This window comes from Desulfovibrio sp. 1214_IL3152, from assembly GCF_036763055.1.
GTDB lineage: Bacteria > Desulfobacterota > Desulfovibrionia > Desulfovibrionales > Desulfovibrionaceae > Desulfovibrio.
The window spans coordinates 1-1449 of record NZ_JBAIYW010000255.1 but is presented as its reverse complement, the minus strand read 5'-3'; the positions used below and the strand labels follow the sequence as shown (position 1 = coordinate 1449).

Sequence of the window (1449 nt, the reverse complement as noted above, 5' to 3'; positions counted from 1 at the left end):
GAGGCAGCAGCGGGCGTCGCCAGCGGCCGCAGCCCCAACTGGCAGGATTTTTATGATTTCTGCGTGGCGGAACAGGCGGCTTCGCGCTCCGTTCCGGCTCCGTACGTACTGCGCGGCATAGGTGTGGACTGGCAGGGCGCCACGTTGCGTTTACAGCCCAGAACAGAAACACAGCTCCACCAGCTTGAAAAACAGGCCAATGCCCTGTATGCCGCACTGGCCGCCTACGGTGCGCCGGAAACGCAGGTGGAAATCATCGCCCCCAGACCCCATCGGCCTGAGGCGGATCTTATTGCCGAATTCAGCCGCAAGGAAGAATTGCAGCCGTGCTTTGAGGTGCTGAAAGCCTCGCTCAAAGGCTGCCGCCCCATAGAGTAGCGGCCTGCCCGGAAACGGGCTACCGGCTGGGCGTGGTCCCGGCCTTGGCCACGCGCGGCATGGCCGGAAACTCCGGCACGGCTGAAAACACTTGCGGGAAAGGCCGTTTTCAGGGATATTTCGCCGCCGCGTCATGCGGCACATGCCTTTGGGAGGGCAGCCGTGACTGCCTTAGAGCAGATTAACTTTGAGAATGTACATTCTCAAAGTTTAAGACACGCTCGCTTCAATGCTTAACCGCGCAAGTAAATTGCGCTTGCATCTTTGCGGCGGGCGACTGCTCACGCAGCCGCCAGAGCAATTTCAAAGTGAAATTGCTCTAAGCGAATTCTGTTCCTGTAACAATCTGGACTGCCCGTTGCACCCGACCAGGCACGACAAAGGGTGCGCGCCGTGCATACAGAAAAATCTCAGGCTCAAAGAAATTCCCAACTGTTTTTTTGATTTGCTGGAAGGGGCGGAGTCAAGGACAGGGGATTCCTTTGAACACTTCGCAAAACAGGTTCTTGGTTCAGGAACCGCCCACCCCTGAACGCGGATCGTGCGAGGCGACAAAACGCCGGACAAGAACGCCCGCGCAACGGCCCGGCAACGGAAGACAAAAGTCTTTCATCCTGATGCAACAATTTGAAGATTCAAGGAGAAACATATGCGCAACATGAATGACATCCTGCGCCAGGCTCAGGTCATGCAGAACAAGATCGCCAAGCTCCAGCAGGAAATGGGCGAACACAGCTACGAGGCTGCCAGCGGCGGCGGCATGGTCAAGGCCGAAGTTTCCGGCAAGCAGGAACTGCGCAAGCTCACCATTGATCCCAAGGCGCTGGAAGGCGGCGACGTGGAAATGCTGCAGGACCTCATCCTGGCTGCCGTCAATGAGGCGGGCCGCATCGCCCGTGAAACCATGGACCGCGAAATGAGCAACATTTCCGGCGGAATCAAGCTGCCCGGCCTCTTCTAGTTTCATGAACAAACGCATTCCCGAACCGCTCAAGGCCCTGGTGGAGCAGCTTGCGCGCCTGCCGGGCCTTGGCCCCAAATCCGCCATGCGGGCGGCCATGGCACTGCTCA

General features: G+C 58.4%; 2 protein-coding genes and 2 pseudogenes. All 4 read left to right on the top strand.

Annotated elements, in window-relative coordinates; all coding sequences use genetic code 11:
• Positions 1-378 (top strand): annotated as a pseudogene (locus tag V6C07_RS05380) (DNA polymerase III subunit gamma/tau); the annotation flags it as partial.
• A 229-nt stretch (positions 379-607) separates the two neighbouring features.
• Entirely contained in the window at positions 608-910 is a 303-nt protein-coding gene (locus V6C07_RS05375) for a DUF6485 family protein (protein WP_333535336.1), read from the top strand.
• Positions 911-1027: 117 nt separating this feature from the next.
• Entirely contained in the window at positions 1028-1339 is a 312-nt protein-coding gene (locus V6C07_RS05370; RefSeq protein ID WP_333535335.1) for a YbaB/EbfC family nucleoid-associated protein, read from the top strand.
• Positions 1340-1343: 4 nt separating this feature from the next.
• Positions 1344-1449, top strand: a pseudogene (locus V6C07_RS05365) (recombination mediator RecR); the annotation flags it as partial.

Excerpts from the sequence above, each read along its gene's own strand:
- V6C07_RS05375 (WP_333535336.1), top strand. The coding sequence starts at position 608 with ATGCTTAACCGCGCAAGTAAATTGCGCTTGCATCTTTGCGGCGGGCGA.
- V6C07_RS05370 (WP_333535335.1), top strand. The coding sequence starts at position 1,028 with ATGCGCAACATGAATGACATCCTGCGCCAGGCTCAGGTCATGCAGAAC.